The 19635-nt window shown below is 55.3% G+C and carries 19 protein-coding genes; 2 read left to right on the plus strand and 17 right to left on the minus strand.

Annotated elements, in window-relative coordinates:
* Positions 1 to 5 precede the first annotated feature (5 nt).
* Positions 6 to 1091: a class I SAM-dependent methyltransferase gene (locus RID21_RS04490; protein ID WP_350187367.1), complete on the minus strand. Its 1086-nt coding sequence runs from the start codon at positions 1089 to 1091 to the stop codon at positions 6 to 8.
* 397 nt (positions 1092 to 1488) lie between these two features.
* Between RID21_RS04490 and RID21_RS04495 the strand changes: the two genes are divergently transcribed.
* Positions 1489 to 1953: a hypothetical protein gene (locus RID21_RS04495; RefSeq protein WP_149336972.1), complete on the plus strand. Its 465-nt coding sequence runs from the start codon at positions 1489 to 1491 to the stop codon at positions 1951 to 1953.
* Between the two features lie 27 nt (positions 1954 to 1980).
* Here the strand turns inward: RID21_RS04495 and RID21_RS04500 are convergent, their stop codons facing one another.
* The 14 genes from RID21_RS04500 to RID21_RS04565 all read right to left on the minus strand — a co-directional run bounded on the left by RID21_RS04500 (position 1981) and on the right by RID21_RS04565 (position 15528).
* Positions 1981 to 2538 (minus strand): hypothetical protein, encoded by a 558-nt coding sequence (locus tag RID21_RS04500; RefSeq protein WP_350187368.1) that lies wholly within the window; start codon positions 2536 to 2538, stop codon positions 1981 to 1983.
* A complete protein-coding gene (locus RID21_RS04505; RefSeq protein ID WP_350187369.1) occupies positions 2535 to 2867 on the minus strand; it encodes a PadR family transcriptional regulator in 333 nt (110 codons plus the stop codon). The genes RID21_RS04500 and RID21_RS04505 overlap by 4 nt, the downstream gene beginning before the upstream one ends.
* A 128-nt stretch (positions 2868 to 2995) precedes the next feature.
* Complete coding sequence (locus RID21_RS04510) at positions 2996 to 3472, minus strand: macro domain-containing protein (RefSeq protein WP_350187370.1); 477 nt, start codon at positions 3470 to 3472, stop codon at positions 2996 to 2998.
* Positions 3469 to 4332 (minus strand): substrate-binding periplasmic protein, encoded by an 864-nt coding sequence (locus RID21_RS04515; protein ID WP_350187371.1) that lies wholly within the window; start codon positions 4330 to 4332, stop codon positions 3469 to 3471. Before RID21_RS04515 ends, RID21_RS04510 begins: the two co-directional genes overlap by 4 nt.
* A gap of 93 nt (positions 4333 to 4425) precedes the next feature.
* Positions 4426 to 4896 (minus strand): hypothetical protein, encoded by a 471-nt coding sequence (locus tag RID21_RS04520; RefSeq protein WP_145037996.1) that lies wholly within the window; start codon positions 4894 to 4896, stop codon positions 4426 to 4428.
* Positions 4896 to 6116 (minus strand): DNA polymerase Y family protein, encoded by a 1221-nt coding sequence (locus RID21_RS04525; RefSeq protein WP_350187372.1) that lies wholly within the window; start codon positions 6114 to 6116, stop codon positions 4896 to 4898. The genes RID21_RS04520 and RID21_RS04525 overlap by 1 nt, the downstream gene beginning before the upstream one ends.
* 73 nt (positions 6117 to 6189) lie before the next feature.
* Entirely contained in the window at positions 6190 to 7782 is a 1593-nt protein-coding gene (locus tag RID21_RS04530; protein ID WP_350187373.1) for an FMN-binding glutamate synthase family protein, read from the minus strand.
* A gap of 65 nt (positions 7783 to 7847) precedes the next feature.
* Entirely contained in the window at positions 7848 to 9284 is a 1437-nt protein-coding gene (locus RID21_RS04535) for a cytochrome b N-terminal domain-containing protein (RefSeq protein WP_350187374.1), read from the minus strand.
* A 31-nt stretch (positions 9285 to 9315) separates the two neighbouring features.
* Positions 9316 to 9849 (minus strand): QcrA and Rieske domain-containing protein, encoded by a 534-nt coding sequence (locus tag RID21_RS04540; protein ID WP_350187375.1) that lies wholly within the window; start codon positions 9847 to 9849, stop codon positions 9316 to 9318.
* Positions 9846 to 10061: a hypothetical protein gene (locus tag RID21_RS04545; RefSeq protein ID WP_145038004.1), complete on the minus strand. Its 216-nt coding sequence runs from the start codon at positions 10059 to 10061 to the stop codon at positions 9846 to 9848. Before RID21_RS04545 ends, RID21_RS04540 begins: the two co-directional genes overlap by 4 nt.
* Positions 10058 to 10888, minus strand: coding sequence for a cytochrome c oxidase assembly protein (locus RID21_RS04550; RefSeq protein ID WP_350187376.1), 831 nt, complete (start codon positions 10886 to 10888; stop codon positions 10058 to 10060). Before RID21_RS04550 ends, RID21_RS04545 begins: the two co-directional genes overlap by 4 nt.
* Entirely contained in the window at positions 10885 to 13116 is a 2232-nt protein-coding gene (gene ctaD, locus RID21_RS04555; protein WP_350187377.1) for a cytochrome c oxidase subunit I, read from the minus strand. The genes RID21_RS04550 and ctaD overlap by 4 nt, the downstream gene beginning before the upstream one ends.
* A complete protein-coding gene (gene coxB / locus RID21_RS04560; RefSeq protein ID WP_350187378.1) occupies positions 13113 to 14087 on the minus strand; it encodes a cytochrome c oxidase subunit II in 975 nt (324 codons plus the stop codon). The genes ctaD and coxB overlap by 4 nt, the downstream gene beginning before the upstream one ends.
* 298 nt (positions 14088 to 14385) lie before the next feature.
* Entirely contained in the window at positions 14386 to 15528 is a 1143-nt protein-coding gene (locus RID21_RS04565) for a serine hydrolase domain-containing protein (RefSeq protein WP_350187379.1), read from the minus strand.
* A gap of 208 nt (positions 15529 to 15736) precedes the next feature.
* Here RID21_RS04565 and RID21_RS04570 point away from each other — a divergent pair, with 208 nt between their 5' ends.
* Complete coding sequence (locus RID21_RS04570; RefSeq protein WP_350187380.1) at positions 15737 to 16744, plus strand: alpha/beta hydrolase family protein; 1008 nt, start codon at positions 15737 to 15739, stop codon at positions 16742 to 16744.
* 30 nt (positions 16745 to 16774) lie between these two features.
* Here RID21_RS04570 and RID21_RS04575 read toward each other — a convergent pair whose 3' ends face one another.
* Positions 16775 to 18589, minus strand: coding sequence for a heavy metal translocating P-type ATPase (locus tag RID21_RS04575; RefSeq protein WP_350187767.1), 1815 nt, complete (start codon positions 18587 to 18589; stop codon positions 16775 to 16777).
* Between the two features lie 238 nt (positions 18590 to 18827).
* The gene (locus RID21_RS04580; protein ID WP_350187381.1) at positions 18828 to 19544 is read right to left on the minus strand and encodes a ZIP family metal transporter; all 717 of its coding nucleotides are present in this window, start codon (positions 19542 to 19544) and stop codon (positions 18828 to 18830) included.
* Between the last annotated feature and the right edge of the window lie 91 nt (positions 19545 to 19635).

A 19635-nucleotide genomic window follows, 5' to 3' on the forward strand; every position in this document is an offset into this window, starting at 1 on the left:
GCTGGTCAAAGTCGTGTCAGCAGAGCGGCGATTGAGATAAAATGGAATTTATACCGTTCGGGATTGTCTGCCAGTAGTTGTTCAATTCGCTGATATATTTTATCGACGATCTGTTCTGCAACCAACTCTGCAGGCAAGGCTGCTGCCAGTACGGGCTCTGTAAATGCCCGCAGGAAGCCGGTATAGCTTTTCGCCCAGGCTTTGCGATCTCCCGTACGAGCGAATTCGTCATTAAACGGGACCGGGGCATCGATGTCGGCGAGGTGTTCTATCCGAAATGCAGATGACAGCTCCGGTACCTGTTCGATGGGGGCGGCCAGTTCCTGTGTGCTGCGATAGTAGGCCGGGAACAGAAAGTCTTCGTAGAACGTCTTTGGTAACAGATCAGCTTCCACGAAATCAAGCAGGGCGTCACTCAGCACATCGCAGATCCCATGACCTGTAGAGTGGTTCTCATTACGTCCGAAGACCTGTACCAGCAGTTTACCACCGGGGACCAGTTCTGCAGCCCGGGCAGCATAAAACTCACACAGATCTTGATGCGCCTGTTGCTGGAAAGGCTGCAGTTCCTCAAGGGTGACCGAGACTCCCTCTCGAGACGCGCGAGGATTAGGTTGCATTGCCAGAACGAAGTGAGGAAGTCGCTCTTGCGGCTTAGTGTCAAAAAAGCCGATGGCATTGAACGTGGTTGCCACGTGCAGATTGCGAGGCGGCACCAGCCTGCCGAAAGCTGAGCCACCTATGGCTGCGGTATAGACATCGGGGGCGGTGAGGGCTGGGTTCTGTTCGGGAAACAGATTCAGGAACAGCTGGTTGAAGTCATTGGTGGGTAGATCATCGAACAGGGCCCAGACGGGAAGGTCTGTGTGTTGTCGTAAGGCAGCCACAATTCGGTTCATCGTGTAAATGGCGTTCGCGCCTTCCGAGGATCCGATATCGAGTATGTTCCAACTGGACTGGCTTTCCGCAGGGGTGGGCAGGTCGGCGATCGCCGCTTCCAGCCAGGGGAGAAACGAATCCGAAGCGGAACGCTGTTCGCGAGAGTTGGCATCATAATAGCCGCCCCCTTTCATTCCGGTTGTCGCTGGCATCGGCTGATCTCCTGGCTGAGGGGATGATTGTGAAACTCAGAATGGTCCTTTCAGTTTATCTCAGGCAGAATTCAGAATCCATCGCCAGCCGGCCGGTATTGGGATGATTAACTGAGACCTAAATCATTTCCCCCGTAGTGACTTTCGGGGCTGGAAGTGTACAGAATTGAAAATGTGAATGATGTTTAAAAAGGGGCTCTCAGTCTTCGAAACAAAAGATTTTTTTGACGATTGAGAGTCGGAATGGTAAATTATTCACTATGACAGCGAGTATTCTTATTTCATTTCTCTTTGATTGGTCGCGCTGAAAAAACAGGAGTTGCCTACGGAACATCAATCAATCCAGTAACAGGGCGATCGCCTTTCTGCAGTTCGTTCGCCCGCTAAAGGAGTTTTTATGAACAGAAAACAGACAAGCCTTGTGGTCGATGGTGCATTAGAAGAGATTTCCGCACTGGAATATATTCTGCTTGGCGACTTATTGGATTTACTGGATGAAGCAGATGGCGATGCCGCCGCCTGGAAATGGATCTCGAAAGTGCTCGACACGCTTTTGTCCGCGATGCCTCGCGAATTCGAGTTACAGGACGAAGGTGGCTACCTGGAAGAGGTACTGGAAGAACAGCCGAACTGGCAGGGGCAGGTCAGAGACCTTTACCGGGAACGCTGTGAGCTCCTGCGGAAGCTGAATCAGCTGCGGACCCGGATGCGTGATTCTCAGCCTTTGCAGAAAATGCAACAGATCGCCAGTGAATTGCGCGATGAACTACGCGACTGGATTACCAGCTACATCGCTCACCAGCGACACGAACGCCGGATTGTTCAGGACGCGTTCAACAGCGATTTCGGTGTTGGCGATTGAGTAAGGGACCGCTATTCTGCATTTTCCTCAAGTAATTTGCAGGACGAAGAGCGTTGCCAGGATAACGACAGGCAGGAACAGAGCTCCGGCGATGGCGATCCCCATACCGGAGTATCGTTCCGGTGTCAGGCGTATGTCGCGCGCCGCCAGTCCAGCGCAGACGATGCTCAGAAAGCCGATGATGGCAAACCACGCGTACGTGAATGACTCTCCGCGCGGAGCCAGCGGAGTGAAGATCAGCAGCAATCCTGCGACAGGCAGGAGCAAGGCGGTCATCGCTAACGGGTGTCGTCTACTCTGCGTAGTTTTTAGTAGTGAATCTGCAGCAGCTGTCGTTTCATCCCTGTCTCGATAAGCAGTGGGATCATCCAGTTCGGCAATAATCGCACTGATGTCCTGTCTCTCAGGTTGAGTCCCTGTGCGTTCCCAGGCCATCTCCAGAACCTGGGCTTCGACTTCATCACATATATTTTGGCGTTCAGAACGCGAGATTCCAGTTTCCGCCAGTACCTGTTCGATTGCGTCCAGGTACTCATCCAGTGGACTGCGAACTTCATCGGGCAGCTTGGACTGTGTGTGATTCATTCCGGTTCTCCTTCAGCTAATTGACTGACGGCGTTTCCCATTAACTGCCACTGACTCAGCATCGACTGTAGACGTTTCTGACCGGTCGCCGTGAGTTTGTAATAACGGCGGGGTGGTCCCGAGGGGGATGGGGCCGCACGGACACTGACAAACTTTTCGCGCTTCAAGCGGGCCAGGAGCGGATAGACGGTCGATTCGGTGAGTGCCAGTCCTTCAATGTGGTTAATCCGCTGCAGCAACTCGTAACCGTAGGCTTCTCCCTGGCGGAGCGCTGCCAGAACTGTCAGTTCCGTAACCCCTTTCCGTAACTGGCTCATCCAACTCTGCATACTGATTCTTCCTGAACAGGACTACCTTCTAATCAGGTATATCATAATGCGATGTAGTGGTGTGTCAAGAAATATTCTTGAGTGGCACTGGAAAAGTGAGTTCAGAGGATGAAGTGAGCGGAATTCAGTTAACCGAAATCATAGACGAAGACTTCGATTCCGGCGGCGCAGAGGGTTTGCTGGATCAGGGGTTCGATCTGATTCCACTTGCCGCCGGCCAGTCCGCAGCCGATGCGGGGCATGTGGACCGAGGCGGAGAGTTCTCCCGCTTTGTCAGCGACTGTCGCCAGGCACTGTTCAATGGCTGGATAGCGGACCGGGGGACCTTTACTGCCTGTCTTCATGCCGCGCTGACCGATCATGTTGGCGATCCAGATGTATTTCTCGACATTCACAAACTGCACTTCGCCCAAACCGAAACTGTTCTTGGCGCGTTCACGGTACCACAGGCGGTATTCGGCTTCTGGTTCCGGCCAGCGTTTACTGATTGCCAGTACGAAGCCTTTACCCCAACCGCCCAGATCATTGCAGATGTGGGCAATGATCTTGTTGCCCTTCGATTGCGGCTGGGTGGCATCTCCCTGCAGGTAAGTGATTTTGGTCACGGTTTCGATTTCTGGTCACAGATGGTGCCGGGCAGGTCGATGTTATACTTTTTGAGCAGCTTCGCATATTCTCCGCTCTGACAGAGTTTCTGCAGGCCGGCGTTGAAGGCATCCCGCACGGAGGGCTCTTCGAAGTTCGCTTTGAAATACGTGGTCTGCGGGAAAATGGCATGGTATTCGACTTCGTCCAGCTTGTGGCCGGTGGCCTGACTGATGGCGTTGAAGATCGCTTTGTCGATGACGATGACGACGGCTTTATCTTCCCAGAACTGTTTGACCTGCTGACCCTGATCGGCGACTTCGACATAGTTCTTTCGCTGGGGGGCGTCCGGTGAGAACATTTTTTCGAATTCCGGACCGAGTTCGCGGTACGCATCCTGCCAGGTGAGAACTTTGTGATCGGCCAGATCGGCGACCTTTTCGATTTTAAGTTTCGCTGATTTTTTCGTGATCGCGGCGTTGGTGAAGTCGATGAAATTATCTGAGTAGAAAATGCCTTCCACGTCTTTGAACTGCTGTACGCCCAAAGCGAGGTCGGCCTGATCTTCGGCGACCGCGGCCTGCAGTTTCGCGTAGGGCATCTGAATGAAGTTGAGCTTGTAGTCGGGCAGCGCCTGGGTGGCGATATCGACCTCGATGCCTATTGTGGCGTTCTTCATCACGTAGGGAGCGATGTCTGTGCTGATGGCGACGTTCAACTGCTGTTTTTCTGAGCCGGCATCTGGCTCAGGAATGATTTCGGTCTCCGCGGTGATACCTGGTTCTTCTGCCTGGGGCGCAGGCGTTGATTTTTGACAGGCGGTCAGGCACATCGCGAGCAGCGTCAAACCAGCGGCAGTAGACAGTCGGCATCCATTCATCTTTGTTTCTCCTGAGTGAAGGGGGATTTTGCTGGAGTATAATGCGTCATGACCGTTCACTCAACAGGCAGTTATCTGACTCTGGGATTCCCTTCAAATCTGTTCGCCCAGAAAGACGGGTTCGCGGTGGTAGCCGGTCATGACCTGGTAGTAGTGTGAGGCGGGTTGCAGGAGCAGGTAGACAGAGGGCTGTTCCCGCTGGTCGTGGATCAGGACGCCCTGGAGGCCTTCGCGGATCAGAAACCAGACACCCCGCTCAAGTCCGAAGTTGGCCAGGATTTCGACCGGCTCCGGGTGATACTGGGCCCAGGCGCCCGACTGGAGCGTGGCGACATCGCACCACCAAGCAAGGGGGGCGCTGCTGTTACGCTGACGATTGCCCCAGGGGAGGATGTGCAGTTCCCCCTGGTAAAAGACGGGGAGCAGTGGCTGGCGGTGTCGTTGCAGGAACAGGATTTCCTTGTCGGCGGTTTCCGAACGCTGAATGACACGTTCTTCCAGTTGAAAGCGGCGGATCAGTTTGCGGGGGATTTCGCGCCAGGCCAGGGTGATTGCAGTACACATCAGAAGCACATCTTTCCTGAAATGTCACAGATGTCATAGTTGTGAGTCGTGTCGTGGTAGATTTCATGCAGGGGCAGTGTTTCGGCACTGCGGATCGCGAAGCGGCCCAGTTTCTGGTTGATGTTGCGTTTGATCTGATCCAGGGGACTCTGGGCGTCTTCGAAGAAGAGCGATTTTTGAATCCGGTCCCGCCAGACCAGGTTTTCAGCGATGATGTGCATGTGGCTGACGAGGTGCTCTTGCGGGGCGGCGGCCAGCATGGGCATTACGGCGTCATAAATGGTGCGAAAGGAGGCGGAGGGGACGGCCAGCGGCGTGCGTCCGAGCCAGAGCGCGGTCTTGTTGGCGTCGATCTGCAGGCTGATGTGCCGGGCGTAGACACGGTGATGGTCGAGGGCTTCAATCAGGCGTTCAATATTCCGCACGGCCCAGGCGCGGATGCGTTCGGGATCGCTGGTCTTGCCGCCACAGGAACCGCCGCGGGCAATTGCTTTGTGGGGAGGCCGACTGGTCTGGATCGGCGTGACGGAGTCGCCACGCAACTCCCACCAGAGGGCTTCACCTTTGATGGTCAGCAGATCGCGGATCAGCAGCCGGTCTGCCTGGTGGAAATCCCAGCAGGTGTGAATGTTGCGGTCCTGCAATTTGCGTTCGCTCCGCCGGCCGATGCCACAGAGTTCGCCGACCGGTTGGGAGCGCAGGAAGACTTCGCAATTCTCCCTGTCGACGATGCGCACGCCGAATGGTTTGGCGGCATCGCTGCCCAGTTTGGCCAGAGCCCGGGAAGGGGCAATGCCGATAGAAACGGGGACGCCCACTTCATCCTGGACGAGCGTCTGCAGGGCCCGGGTGGCTTCCTGCAGGGGGAGTTGAAAGTAGCGCTGAAGTTCGCCGGCGTCGAAAAACATTTCGTCGATGCTGTAGTATTCGACGCGGGGACTGACCATTTTGAGCAGGTCCAGCAGGCGACGGGAGATGACTTCGTACCAGCGGAAATCCCGTTTGACAAAGACGGCGTGGGGACAGAGTTTCTTGGCTTCCCAGATGGGGTGCCCGGTCTTAACGCCGTAGGATTTGAGTTCATAGCTCTTGGCGATGACGCAGGCTCCCTGGTTGCCCAGGACGCCACAGGGAACGCCGCGCAGTGTGTAAGATCTTACTCTTTCACAGCTTACGTAGAAGCAGTCCGAATCAATATGTCCAATCAAAGTCGTGCCCATGCGGGCATGGTATCAGAGCTTTCATGGAATACTACTGAACAGTATTTTGGATTTGCCAGGCCGGGGCCGGAGCTCAGCCATGATGGGATTCAAAGGTTTCCGCAGACGCCAGATTCCAGAGTTTGCTGTAAACGGGGTAAGGGCAGTCCTCGAGCAGCTCTCCCGGTTTGAGGAAGTCGAAGGCTTCATAATAGGAGAGAACTTCGGTCCGTTTCGGGCGGAGATAGATGTGCCAGGGTCGTAATTCGTTGGGATGGTCCAGGCCGGCAGCCGCGATGACTTCGGTCAGGGCTTCCATCGTATTGTGATGGAAATTGTAGGCACGTTCGCTCTTATCCGGTACGACGAGTGCCCGCTGGCGTCCCTTGTCCTGGGTGGCGACGCCGACCGGACATTCGTTGGTGTGGCAGGCCTGTGCCTGAATACAGCCGACGGACATCATGAAACCGCGGGCGGAGTTGCACCAGTCAGCACCGATGGCCAGGCAGCGGGCCAGTGTGAAAGCGGAACTGACTTTGCCAGCGGCAGCGATTTTGATTTTATCGCGGAGATTGCAGCCGACGAGGGCATTGTGCACGAAAATCAGCCCGGTCTTTAAGGGCATACCCATGTTATCGGAAAATTCCAGCGGGGCGGCCCCGGTGCCCCCTTCGCCGCCATCAACGGTGATGAAATCGGGCAGGATACCGGTCTGCATCATGGCTTTGCAGATAGCGAGGAATTCACTGGGATGTCCGATACAGAGTTTGAAGCCGACCGGCTTCCCTCCGGAGAGTTCCCTTAACTGCGCGATGTATTCACACAGGCCGATAGGCGTTGAATAAGTGGAGTGGCCGGGAGGTGAGATACAGTCTTCCCCCATGGGAACTTTACGGGTCGAGGCGATCTCGGGGGTGATTTTGGCAGCGGGGAGCACGCCCCCATGACCGGGTTTGGCACCCTGCGAGATTTTAATCTCAATCATTTTGATGGTTTCATGAGCCGCCTGTTCCTGGAACAGATCGGGGTTGAAGGTGCCGTCATGATTCCGGCAGCCGAAATATCCGGTTCCGATCTGCCAGACAAGGTCGCCGCCCGGCTTCAGGTGATACGGGCTCACGCCCCCTTCGCCGGTGCAGTGGTAGAAATTCCCTTTTTTGGCGCCCGCGTTCAGAGCCATAATTGCATTCGCGGAAAGGGCGCCGAAGCTCATAGCAGAGATATTCAGAATGGAGCAGGAGTAAGGCTGCTTACACTCCGGTCCACCGACGGTCGTGCGAAACAGTTCTTTGGAACGGGGACGCGGCGCCATGGAGTGATTGAGCCACTCGTATTCATCACCGTAGACGTCGAGTTCGGTGCCGAATGGTTTGAGACCATCGATGTTTTTGGAGCGTTCGTAAATCAGGGAGCGATCATCGTTGTTGAAAGGACGGCCATCGATATTGCTTTCGATAAAGTACTGGTGTATTTCCGGTCGGATCATTTCGAACAGGAACCGCAGGTGTGCCATGATCGGATAGTTGCGGGTGATGCTGTGTCGGGTCTGGACCAGGTCCCAGACTCCCAGCAGGGAGAGGGGCGCCAGAACGAGCAGCGGCCAGAAAAACCAGTCATCAACGGCGAGGCCCAGAATAAAAAACAGCAGGGTCAGCAGCACAGACAGGATGAAAGCCGAGTATCTCATGTGATTGACCAGTCAGAAACGAGAACAGTGGTGTCGAAATATTGATGAATGCAATCCGCGGCTGATCAGGGAGAGTCCCCGTTCAGGATGGGTTGATCCTGGTCTACTCCCCGGGTTAACAGGAAATCTACAATCAGGTGGAGCTCATCGGAGCTGATAGAGCTGGCAAACGCCGGCATGTTATGCCCACCGTTGTTGATGCGAATGATCAAATCATCGCGGGTGAGCAGCTTGCCGATTTCGGTGAGCTCGGGACCTCGATGACCGCCGTATCCACTGATGTCATGACAGTACAGACAGCCTTTGATATGCATCAGCTTCGCCCCTTCCATCAGAGGGCCCTGATCGGTGCCGACAACGGAAGCCGGCAATTCCTTCACGCCGAAATCGGGTGACCAGGGCTTTTTGTAACCGTAAATGGTAAGTACCAGAAAAGCCACCGAACCGAAGATCACGGTTCCCCCGGCCCAGGGACGTTTGGAAGGTGCCCGGTGTCCTTTGTTGGAGATCATGGGCAGGAAGAACAGTCCCAGGAAACCGAGAATCGGCACACCGAGAATGACCCAGGTTTCCAGTTTAGGCGGCAGAAGCGAGAGCACGGCGAAGTACCAGAGGAAGTACCAGTCGGGGAGTGGGTTCGCGTTGATACTGCTCGGGTTTGGTGGCGGATCGAGTGTCGGCGGACCGAGAAACAGGGAGCAGCCCAGGATGATACCCACGATGATGGTGGAGAAGATCATGTCCCGCCACATGGCGTCCGGCCAGAACGGAACCCCGGTTTTGTTGATGCGTTCTTCGTACTTTTCTTTATAGGTTTCCGGGTCGACCGGATCGTTGGCATCAGGCATTTCAGAGATGCCGTGCCGCATGATCAGCAGCATGTGCAGGCCGATGCCCGCGAAAATAATCGCCGGCATGATAAACACGTGCATGGCGAAGAAGCGGGTAATGGTCGAGCCACCTACCGTTTCTCCGCCCATGATGAAGTGTGCGATTGTAGGGCCGATGATGGGGGTTCTGCCTGCCATTTCTGCGGCCACGGTGACGGACCAGACCCCGTTGGCGTCCCAGCGGAGCAACTGTCCGGTGAAGGCCATGCCCAGCACGACAAACAGCAGGACCACGCCACTCATCCAGTTCATTTCCCGGGGATACTTGTAGGTGGCGTGCATATAGACCTGGATCATATGAATGACGGCCAGCATGACCATCGCGGAGGCACCGTAATAGTGCATGCCGCGCAAGAGGTTGCCCAGGGGAGCGGTGTTGGTGATATAGACGAGGCTTTCGTAAGTTTTTTCACCACCGGGAACATAGGCCATCGCCAGGCAGACCCCGGTGAAAACCTGCACCATGAACGCGCAGAGCGTTGCACTCCCGAAGATATACCACCAGCGGGCACTATCAGGGACCAGATGCACCATGAGCGGCACAATGTAATCGGAATACCCGATTCGATTGTCGATCCAGTTCCAGGTTCGCATCAGAGGATTCTTGCTCATTCAGCCGGCTACTCGCTTTTCAAAGGTGATTTCAAGTAATTTTGGTCAGCGTCAATGGTGTCGGCCCGGATTCAATTTCGACCTGACCATTATTGATGCGAACATTCAGTCGCTGCAGAGGCTCTGGTGGAGGACCAGCGGCGACGGTCCCGTCTTCGTAATACACGCCTCCGTGACAGGGGCACATAAACAGCCGGGGATCATCGACCCATCTGACGGGGCAACCCAGGTGCCGACAGTTAATCGAAAAGGCGATGAACTCGGTTTCACTGGCACGACGGATCCAGGCACCTTCTTTGGCCGTGATGCCTGCCCAGGGGACGGAAGAACTGTCCTCATACTGTACCAGCACAAACCCGCCGACTTTGAAGTCTTCCAGCTTGCCGACTTTCCGCCATTTCTGTTTGGGTTTGCGGAACACCGGTGCGAGTACGAAACCAATGCCGGGCAAAGCGATGATGACACCGATGACTGCAGAGAGGGCAATCGACAGCCGGGCCAGAAAGGTTCTGCGCTGTTGTTGCTGACAGCAGGGTGTTTCGTTTGTGGGCTGATCGCTGGTCAAGGTGTTTTACTCCATGTAGTGCGGATCTCATGCATCCAGGCCCAGATGGCGCCAAACATCATCAGGCCTCCGATCAGGGACATACTCCAGTGAGTGAGAATTCCCCAGAAGGCAAACATGATTCCCATGGACAACGCGGCAGGGGCATAGGTCGGTCGCAGTTCCGGTTCTTCCGTTTCGGTTTCTGTTTCCGCGGTTGTAGTCTCGTTCATCGATGTGCCTCCCTCAAGGAGCCTGTTGTGTCAGGTGCTGCCATAGGTTCCATGTCTGCATACCAGCGTCTGAGTGTGACCATGATGGCTGTCACATAGAGCGAGCAGGGGGGAACCCACATCAGCAGGCCACCCAGTTTCTGGTCGGTGGCTGGCGTCAGTCCCTGGTCGTAGAGCATGCTCAAAATTCCGATGCGATCGACGGGGTTGGCGAAGGCCGGGCAGACCGAGATGACGGTAAACGTGATATAGATTCCCAGGAGCGTACATCCCAGGCAAGCTGAGAACAGGTACAGGACAGCCTGTGCCGAGGGAAGATGAAAGCGTTTTACGGGAGAGAAGATGGGCCACCAGAATGCCAGACCGGCCAGCAGAAAAGTGGCGTCGCGGACAATTCCCAGTGAGTAGCTCTCAGTTGATGCACTGCAGAAAGAGGGGATGTGCCAGAACCACATCACACCCAGGCCACTGAGCCAGCCCAGAAAAGGTACCGAGAGCACATGGCCGATGCGGTTGAGTAGCGGATTCTGGAACAGGGTTTCCATCGCAGAGGATGGGAGACTGAGCAGGAGCAGTAGCGGAACAATCAGCAGCAGGGCCAGATGCTGGATGACATGTGCGCTGAACAGGTAACCGTCTGAAAGCACGCCGATCGGAGAGACATAGGCCAGTGCCAGCGTGAGCAGCGCCAGGGCAAAGCAGGCGATCTGTTTGCCTGACTGTCCGCCCAGGCAGACGAGGTACAGGCCGGTCAGGGCCAGTATCAGTAGCCAGATCGGCGAGTTCCATTTCCATAATTCGCTTGTCAGATCGAAGTATGAACTCATTGGAGAAGTCCCAGATAAATAATTCCAAAGACGGCAATCCAGACGACATCGACGAAATGCCAATAGACGCCGACGGCGGCGAACACGTTTGATTTCCGGGCCGTCAGGCTGCCTTTCAGGCCCAGGATCAGCATCACGATCAGGGCGATCACACCAGCAGTCACGTGGATACCATGGAAGCCGGTGACAGTGAAAAATGTGGCTGAAAACAGGTCGGTATTGATGGTGATGTTATCCATCAGGAGCCCCGTGTATTCCCAGGCCTGACCACAGAGGAAGGTGATGCCCAGCAGAATCGTCAGTCCCAGGGAGATATTGAATGCTTTCTGCATCCCTCGTTTGAGAAACCGCTCTGCAATCCAGAAGGTGACACTGCTGGAAATCAGGAACAGGCTGAAGATGCCCGTTCGCTTGACGTTCAGGACGGCAGAGGTGACTTCCTCTTCCGCACTGCGGGTATTGAAAACCACATAGGCGACCAGCAGCAGCAGGAAGAAGACCGCTTCCGAAGCGATAAATGCCCAGGCGGCGATCTTGGGAAGATTGCCGCGGCGGCCTTTGTCTTCGGGAGTGGTTTCTACTTTCCAGTCTGCACTTTCGGGATGATTCAGATCCCAGACGGGACGCCGGCTTTTAATTTCGGGAACTGTTTCGAAGTTCTCTGTGGGCGGAGGGGACGTGGTCGCCCATTCGAGGGTAAAGGCATCCCAGGGATTGTCGCCGGCGATTTTACCGCGCTTGAGACTCACGGCGATATTCCAGAGTAACACCAGCGTACCGACGGCCATGAAGACCGCTCCCAGGGAAGCGACGCCATTCAGCAGTGCCCAGCCGGGATTGTCTGCATAGGTATAAACACGACGGGGCATGCCCATCATGCCCAGGAAGTGCTGAACCATGAAGGTCATGTTGAACCCGATGACCCAGAGCCAGAACTGGGTGAGCCCCAGTCGCTCGTTGAGCATCCGGCCGGTCATTTTGGGGAACCAGTAATAGGTGGCAGAGAACAGGGCGAATACGAGGCCGCCAATCAATACGTAATGAAAGTGTGCGACGACGAAGTAGGTGTCGGTGAGCTGCCAGTCGATGGGGACCGCAGCGAACATGATGCCGGTCAATCCTCCGATCACAAACTGCAGCAGAAACGCGACAGCAAAGTGCAGCGATGTATTGAAATTGATTTCCCCGCCCCAGAGGGTGGCTGTCCAGTTAAAGACTTTAATGCCGGTGGGGATCGCGATGAGCAGCGAACCGACGGCAAAAAAGATGTCTGCATACATACCCAGGCCGACAGCGAACATGTGGTGCGCCCAGACCCCATATCCGAGGAGGACGATGGCCACAGAGGAAGCAGCGACGAAGGTATAACCATAGATGGGTTTGCGGGAGAAGACGGGGATGACTTCGCTGATCATACCGAAGCCGGGCAGAATCAGAATGTAGACTTCGGGGTGACCGAAGATCCAGAAGTAATGCTGCCAGAGTACCGCGGAACCGCCGCGACTGGGATCGAAGAAGGCAGATCCCAGCCAGCGATCGATGAGAAGCATGGCCAGGGCCGAGTTCAGTGCCGGCAGTGCGAGGATGATCAGGATCACCTGCATGAGCATCATCCAGACAAACAACGGGACCCGCTGCAGGCTCATGCCGGGCGCACGGAGGCTGATAATCGTGGCGAAGATGTTGATCGCCCCCGAAACGGAGCCAATGCCCATGAGTAGCAGGCCGATGATCCAGTAGTCAACTCCCTGCAGAGAACTGTAGGCTTTGGTGGAGAGGGGAACGTAGTTGAACCAGCCGGCGTTAGGGGCGGAACCCGTCAGAAAACTGAAGTGCAGCAGGGCCGCTCCGAAGAAAAAGATCCAGAAGCCGAACGAGTTCAGGCGTGGAAAGGCGACATCGCGGGCACCGATCATCAGGGGCACAAAATAATTGGCAAACCCTGTCAATACGGGCATGCCCACCAGGAAGACCATGGTGGTGCCATGCATCGTGAATAACTGGTTGAACATTTTCGGCCCAAGAAACGTGTTATTGGGCAGCGCAAGCTGAATTCGCATCAACAGGGCTTCGAAACCGCCGATCCCCAGGTAGAACACGGCAGTCAGGATGTACATGATGCCGATTTTTTTATGGTCTAGCGTACTGACCCAGTCGAGCAGCCGCGTGTAGTTCGCGGGGGACTCAAGGCTGGTATAGTCGGCTTGTTCAACAGATCCTGTCGTCACTTGAGTGTCTCCAGGTAGGCTACGAGTTGTTTAAGATTCTTTTCACTGAGCTTGAAGTTCGGCATTTTACAGCCGGGTTTGACCGCCTGGGGGTTTTTGAGCCAGAGGGTCAGGTTCTCAGTGGAGTTGGTCAGAACGCCTGAACCAATTTCGCTGCGCGTCGCAAAATGAGTCAGGTCGGGGCCGATCATCGCCTGGGCTGAGGTACCTGCGATCTTATGACACCGCGGACACGTTGCTTTGAAAAAGTATTCTCGACCAGCCGTGGCCAGGGGGGAGATCAGCGTTGTCGCTTCGGGTTTCTTTTGTTGTCCGGCGATCCACTTCTGGTATTCTTCTTCGCTCTCACCGATGACTAAGAAGTTCATCCAGGCATGCTGGGCACCACAGTATTCGGAGCAGCGGCCCTGGTAAGTGCCCGGCTTGCTGGCCTGGAGCCAGAGGTAGTTGTCACGTCCGGGGATGGCGTCAATCTTAGGGCCGAGCTGCGGGACCCAGAAGCTGTGGATTACGTCATCCGAGTTGATGCGGATGCGAAATTTCCGTTTGGGATCGGCAGGGATGTGAATTTCATTCGCGGAGATCACGCCCGCTTTGGGATACTCGACCTCCCACCACCACTGGTGTCCGGTGATAATCAGTTCGACATCCTGAACTTCCTCGGCGTTGTCTGCGCTCTGTGGTTTTACATCAGGTATGGCGTTGAGGGTGATGACCAGGTTCGCACTGATGGCGACCAGCCAGAGTACAATAATAACCGGGCCGATGACCCAGGCGATTTCTGCTTTTTCACTGCCAAAATTCTGATCGGGAAGCGTCTGGCGGCGGCGGCCTTTTGAAATGGCAATCAGGATCAGCCCAGTCACGATCGCAAAGATGACGGCACTGATCAATAAGACCTGAAGAAACAAGTTGTTGATTGCCTCTGCCTGTGGCGACGCGGGGTCAAGAACAGGAATCACAGAGTTCATAAACAATGCCTGGAATCTGATATGCTAAAGATGTCTGCTGCGTGATGAGGAGCGGCTAAGTCAGGTTGATGACTTAGTATAGTTCAATAGTGTGATTAATGAATGCGAATTGATCAATTTCTATTCTGAAAAAAAACGGAACTGCGGCCAAATCAAAGCTCGTGGAACCCAGACGGGCTATCTTATCCCAAGTGAAACAGGCAATGTTTAACGTTTCTTTATTTTTCTCTCCATCGTAATGAATACACGGTCGACTTTAACGTATCAGAGTTTTCGCAGGTTAGATTTCCTGTCGCTGTTAAAGATTCTCGGGTTCAATAAATGCAGATGCGATGATGTTTGAAAGCTGTACCAGTCGCCAGGGAGCACGCGAGCGGATCGCTGTTGTAAGTAGAACAGCAAAGCCGTCACGACGACGATCCATCCAGACCATGGTACCTGTCGCGCCGGTATGTCCGAAGACGCTGCGGTCGAGCAGGTTGCCCCAACTGCCACTCTGACCCGGATGATTTAATCTCCAGCCGAGCCCCCATGGTTGCGAGCGGCGGATTGATTCGGGCAGATCGGGATAGTCATCCAGGCGATTGGTCGTGGCCATCTCGACCATGGAGCGGGAGAGTAGTTGTGTTCCCTGGACCTCACCATAATTGAGCATGCACTGACAGATGACTGCCATATCTGCGGGAGAAGCGAACATACCTCCCCAGGGGACACCGAGATCCTGCCAGTATTTGCTGTTCCAGCCGAAATGAGAGCCAGCCTGGTACTCGGGCGTTTCGACCCGCACCAGTCGCTCACGGGGAAAATCGCCCCGTCCGAGCCAGGTGCTGTTGAGGCCCAGCGGTTTGATAATTTCATCGCGAACGTGCTGAGCGATGGTTTTGCGCGTGAGTCTCTGCACAATTTCAGCCACGATTAATGTACCCATGCTCTGATAGCTGAGTCCGGTGCCCGCAGGCTGGAACAGGGGAACCGTGTCATTGATGGCCCCGTTGATAAATTTATCCAGGGGGGCCAGTGACTGGCGGAGTTCCACATTGTTCGACAGCATATCAGGCATTCCCGAAGTGTGTGTGAACAGATGGTGGACCAGAATTGATTCTTTATGGTGCGCTGCGAAATCGGGGATGTAATGCGTGACTGGATTGGAGAGAACCAACTGGCCACGTTCCACGAGACGCAGGGCACTCATATAAACGACGGGTTTGGTAATCGATGCGAGCAGAAACATTCCATCCTGGCGAATCGGTTCTGCTTTTCTTTCCGGCCCCTGTTTGCCGAAGAACCTTGGTTCGACCATTTTTCCATGCCGACCGACGACAATGGCAGCGCCGGGAATATCGCCGGCGTCCGTCCATTCTGTCAGCAGTTGATGCGCCAGTTTGAGCCGTTCCGGATCCAGGTTCAGTTCCCGGGGTTCGGCGGTGGGGAGTGCAGTCATCAGCAGGTTCCTCTGAAAGCAGGGGGCGGGATTGACTCGAGCCAGCCAGTTCACGATGATCGATATTAGAGTCAGCGTCAAGTGAGAGAGGGGGCTGACTACTCTGAAGGCTCGCAATCTGATGAATTCACTTACTGAGGTTGACTGAACGATGAACCGGTGTCTGTCTATATTGTGTCTATGTTGTGTGCTGTTCTGGAACCTCACTGTGCAGGCCGCAGAATTGCCGGACAAGGATGGCACGGTGACTATCGCGACACAGGAATGGCCGTTTCAGCCGGGGCCGCGTGAAGTCAAAGTCTACATTTACTATCCCGGTAAAAGTCTGCAGCAGGTGAATAAAGAGACGGGGCTGATTCTCAACCTGCATAACTGGGGTGGGACGAATACTTCTGGAGCCGGCAATCCGAGTGTGCTGACTAAAGAACTCAATGTGATTGCGATCTCCGTGGACTATCTGCAGAGTGGTTCGTGGAAAGACCAGTCGGGAACTCCTTACGATTTCGGTTACCTGCAGGCCATCGATGCACTGCGAGCACTGGCGTTTGTCCTTCAGGGATTACAGGACAAGCAGATTCCGTTCAACGACAAGCGGATCTATGCGACCGGGGGATCGGGGGGCGGGAATGTCACCCTGATGTGTAATAAATTCGCACCGCATACTTTTACCGGCGTGGTTGATATCTGTGGCATGCCCCGGTTGAGTGATGACATCGCATACAATCTGCCCGGGGGGAGCAGCCTGAATGCCCGCTACAGCAAGGATCCGCATTCTCCCGACTACCTGACGCCCGGCGGCCAGGAGATTCGTTATCTGGGGAATCCACATCATCTGAAACTGATGAAAGCCCGGGGACATGAAACGAAAATTCTGATCATCCATGGCACCGGGGATACCACCTGCCCGTATGCAGACGCGCGGGACATGTTTCAGAATATGAAAGCAGCCGGCCTGGACGTTTCCGCGAAGTTTGTGACGGAGAACGATCTGGATGGCAAGATTTTCAAATCGATCGGGCATTCACTCGGCGATCGCACGCAGATGATTGTGCAACTGGGAGGAGAGTTTATCATCCCGGGACGACCCCAGTATCGATTGCGAAGTTCACCAACCGACTTTGAGCTGAAACAGGATGTGGTCTATCCCACGTCCGACGGTCGCTACGTGATTTCCTGGCAGAAGGGGATTCCTGAAGTTCGCTTCGAAGCCCAGTAGGTTCTCACCGTTGATGTGAGCCGAAAATGATCAGTCGGCTTCTCCCGGTTTGAAATCGATCAGGGCTTTGGGGGGCAGGGCCACGCGCAGGGCATTCAGTACGGCCAGAACGTCAATCACTTCCTGGCTGATCGCACCTGCAACCGGTGGGAGATAACCGGCGGCTGCCAGCAACATGCCCAGCATGCTCAACGCCATGCCGCCGATGGCACTCTGCAGGGCGATGCGACGCATGCGACGACTTATGTGCAGGAATTCGTCGATCTTCTGCAGCGAGCTGTCCATCACAATCACATCTGCAGCTTCCGTGGTGACATCGCTGTTCTGTCCGAAAGCGACGCCTACAGTTGCAGCGACGAGTGCCGGCGCGTCATTGATGCCGTCCCCCACGAAGATGGTATTCGCCTGGGCTGTTTCCTGGTTGACGATTTCGAGTTTCTGCTCGGGGCTCTGACTGAAATAGACCTCTTGAATTCCGACCTGTTCGGCCAGGTAGCGCACCTCCGATTCCCGGTCTCCTGAGACCAGCATGGTCCTGCCGAAGTGGTGCTTGGGGGAGAGGTGATTGATAAAGGAGAGGCCATCGGTGCGGGGCGTATCCCGAAACCGGTAGAGCCCCGCATATTGATTGTCGATCAGAATCACACATTCCAGCCCGCCGACCTGTTCGGGGAGCTGTGATTCCAGATCGGGGTATTGCTGAAGCAGTTTTTTGCGACTGGTGATCTCGACACTGTGGCCGTTGACCGTGCCTTTGAGGCCCTGTCCGGGAGGCTCGCTGATTTCGGTTGCCTCATGCACGACGGCCCGGGCCTCCTGCATGGCATCCAGAATGGCCTGGGAGAGCGGGTGTTTGGAAAAACGCTCGATACTGCCCACCAGGGAGAGGACTTCATCCGCATTCATGTTAGGCGCATAGATTTGTTCGGTGAGTTGCGGTTCGCCGTAGGTCAATGTGCCTGTTTTATCGAAGATGATCGTCCGACAGGTGTCTGCGGTCTCGAGGGATGTTGGATCCCGGACAATGATTGCCCGGCGTGCTGCCAGGGAGATTGAACCGATAATCGCGACCGGAATGGCAATCAACAGCGGGCAGGGGGTGGCAACAACCATCACCGCCAGGAAGCGGACCGGGTCGCCGGTCAACACCCAGGCTACGATGCCAATCAGAACCGCCAGCGGTGTGTACCAGGCTCCCAGTCGATCTGCCAGTCGTCGCATCCGGGGGCGGTGCTGTTCGGATGCCTGCATGACCTCCATGATTTTGGCATACCGCGAATCGATGGCCCGTTTCTCTGCGCGAACAATCAGGGCCGCTTCTCCATTGATTGCCCCGGAGAGGACCTGCGATCCCGGCGTCTTGGACATCATGTAGGGTTCCCCGGTGAGGTAAGATTCATCCATGACGCCGTGCCCTTCGAGCACGGTTCCGTCGATGGGACAGGTCTCATGGGGGAAGATCACGATCATATCGTTGATCTGAATCTGATCGAGAGCGATGTCGTCGATGCGGGAATCGGTTTTGCGATGTGCGATGGACGGCATGCGCCGGCTGAGAGCCTGGAGGACGGACGAGGCACTACGGACCGCGTAGGCTTCGAGGGCCTCACCTCCCGAGAGCATCAGCACCACCAGGGAACCGGCCAGGTACTCTCCCAGAATGACTGACACCACGATCGAGATCCCGGCCAGCAGGTCAGATCCGAATTCGCGATGGACCATTTTGACCAGCAGGCCCCAGACCAGAGGCGTGCCTCCCAGCAGCAGGACCGACCAGAGAGGGAGGTTCTGGGTTGTTTCCGGAACATTCCAGCCATAGCGCAGACAGAGGTAGACCACGATCATCAGAATCGTGAACAGCGCGATAACGGTTTCCAGTGATTTCCAGAGTGATGATCTCGAAGAGACAGAGGGGGAGTCTGACACTGAGGACCCTTTGATCTGTGATGAAGAATGCCCGCACAGCTCGGCGGATGTTGTGCTGCCAGTCAGCATGCATTATAGCAGCTCAGTGCGAGGCGGTCCTCTGAGTATCAGGGAAAAGTATGCTGGAAAGTCGAGGTTAAGGCAAAACCGTCGAGCTTCAGGCGATGACCATTTGTGCGATCAGTCCAAAGACAAAGCCGAGGACAGCGCCCAGGGAAGGTGCCCAGCGGCGTTCGAGTTTGGCCTGGGGGGCAATATCCTGAAATGTCAGATACAGAATACCACCGGCGGCGAAGAGCATGATCAGGCCGACCATTCGCGGAATGAGTGCCAGCAGATAGTATCCAATCAATCCCGAGATGGGGCCGAGCAGGACCAGTAGACAGAAACCAGGCAGAATGTATTTTTTCGTCATGGTGGTAGTACTGTTGAGTTCGCGAAAGGCATTAAAGCCTTCCGGCAGATTCTGCAGTCCGATGAGGATCGCCAGCAGGAGTCCGACGGATTCTCCATTGGTCGCGAAGGAAGCCCCCAATGCCAGGGATTCGGGAACAAAGTCGAGCAGCATCGCGATTAACTGAGAGGCTGAGTTTTTGTGAGTCGCCAGAATGCGGTCGACAACCATGAAGCAGACGCCGCCAAATAGAATCGCCGACGCTGCGATCAGGGGGGGCTGCTCGGAAATGCCCTCTGGTACGAGGACCAGGGCGACAGCCGCCAGCAGGACGCCTCCACCGAAGGCGATGATGGAGTGTCGAAATTCGACTTCCAGCCAGCGGGGATGAATCCGTTCGATCAGCGCGAGGAACCCCCCGATGGGAATCGTGATCCCGGCCAGAGTCGTTAATACAATCACTTCCAGTACGCCGCTCAAGGGCAGTCCTCGTGATGACCGTTCCGTGAAACGTTGAGGGAAAACAGATCAGATACCAGACAAGTGGCTGGCGTCTGAAACGTAGGCTATA

Source organism: Gimesia sp. (assembly GCF_040219335.1).
GTDB lineage: Bacteria > Planctomycetota > Planctomycetia > Planctomycetales > Planctomycetaceae > Gimesia.

Coding starts and splice junctions, on each gene's coding strand:
- coxB (WP_350187378.1), bottom strand. CDS start 14,087: ATGAACTCTGTGATTCCTGTTCTTGACCCCGCGTCGCCACAGGCAGAG.
- RID21_RS04495 (WP_149336972.1), top strand. CDS start 1,489: ATGAACAGAAAACAGACAAGCCTTGTGGTCGATGGTGCATTAGAAGAG.
- RID21_RS04515 (WP_350187371.1), bottom strand. CDS start 4,332: ATGAATGGATGCCGACTGTCTACTGCCGCTGGTTTGACGCTGCTCGCG.
- RID21_RS04530 (WP_350187373.1), bottom strand. CDS start 7,782: ATGAGATACTCGGCTTTCATCCTGTCTGTGCTGCTGACCCTGCTGTTT.
- RID21_RS04575 (WP_350187767.1), bottom strand. CDS start 18,589: ATGATCGTGGTCTACCTCTGTCTGCGCTATGGCTGGAATGTTCCGGAA.
- RID21_RS04520 (WP_145037996.1), bottom strand. CDS start 4,896: ATGTGTACTGCAATCACCCTGGCCTGGCGCGAAATCCCCCGCAAACTG.
- RID21_RS04550 (WP_350187376.1), bottom strand. CDS start 10,888: ATGAGTTCATACTTCGATCTGACAAGCGAATTATGGAAATGGAACTCG.
- RID21_RS04525 (WP_350187372.1), bottom strand. CDS start 6,116: ATGGGCACGACTTTGATTGGACATATTGATTCGGACTGCTTCTACGTA.
- RID21_RS04490 (WP_350187367.1), bottom strand. CDS start 1,091: ATGCCAGCGACAACCGGAATGAAAGGGGGCGGCTATTATGATGCCAAC.
- RID21_RS04565 (WP_350187379.1), bottom strand. CDS start 15,528: ATGACTGCACTCCCCACCGCCGAACCCCGGGAACTGAACCTGGATCCG.
- RID21_RS04505 (WP_350187369.1), bottom strand. CDS start 2,867: ATGCAGAGTTGGATGAGCCAGTTACGGAAAGGGGTTACGGAACTGACA.
- RID21_RS04500 (WP_350187368.1), bottom strand. CDS start 2,538: ATGAATCACACACAGTCCAAGCTGCCCGATGAAGTTCGCAGTCCACTG.
- RID21_RS04545 (WP_145038004.1), bottom strand. CDS start 10,061: ATGAACGAGACTACAACCGCGGAAACAGAAACCGAAACGGAAGAACCG.
- RID21_RS04535 (WP_350187374.1), bottom strand. CDS start 9,284: ATGAGCAAGAATCCTCTGATGCGAACCTGGAACTGGATCGACAATCGA.